General features: G+C 23.7%; 1 protein-coding gene. It reads left to right on the top strand.

Annotation, left to right across the window (positions count from 1 at the left end):
• Nucleotides 1–5 precede the first annotated feature (5 nt).
• Nucleotides 6–149, top strand: a complete 144-nt coding sequence (locus tag RI76_RS03370; protein ID WP_017192516.1) for an IS3 family transposase — start codon at nucleotides 6–8, stop codon at nucleotides 147–149.
• Nucleotides 150–312: the final 163 nt, after the last annotated feature.

The raw sequence follows: 312 nt of genomic DNA, 5'->3' as shown, positions 1-312 counted from the left end.
AAAAGATGAAAAACATGGTACACGAGTATATTCTTTTTTATAACCAAAAGAGAATGATGCAAAGTTTAAAATATTTTTCACCGCAATTCTTAATCAAACAATTAAACAAAAAAAAAACCAATAAATTTAAATTAAGCCATTTTTATTAATGCCCTTCTTTTTTAAAAAGGAAGGTTTTTCTTGTTGTTTAAAAAAACATATGCATCTTGTTTGCAATAAAAGCCCATAAAAATGGTTATTTTTAAATTATTTTTGATCAAACTGGCTTCAAAAAGCTTTTTTAAATGATCTTTTTTATCGAAGCAATCCTTT

The organism is Milkweed yellows phytoplasma str. MW1, from assembly GCF_000309485.1.
In the GTDB taxonomy this organism is placed as follows: Bacteria; Bacillota_I; Bacilli_A; order Acholeplasmatales; family Acholeplasmataceae; genus Phytoplasma.
The sequence above is the reverse complement of the archived record's forward strand: the minus strand, read 5'-3'. Positions and strand labels throughout refer to the sequence as shown.

Bases quoted from the DNA above. Each gene is read 5' to 3' on its own strand.
- RI76_RS03370 (WP_017192516.1), top strand. From the start codon at position 6: ATGAAAAACATGGTACACGAGTATATTCTTTTTTATAACCAAAAGAGA.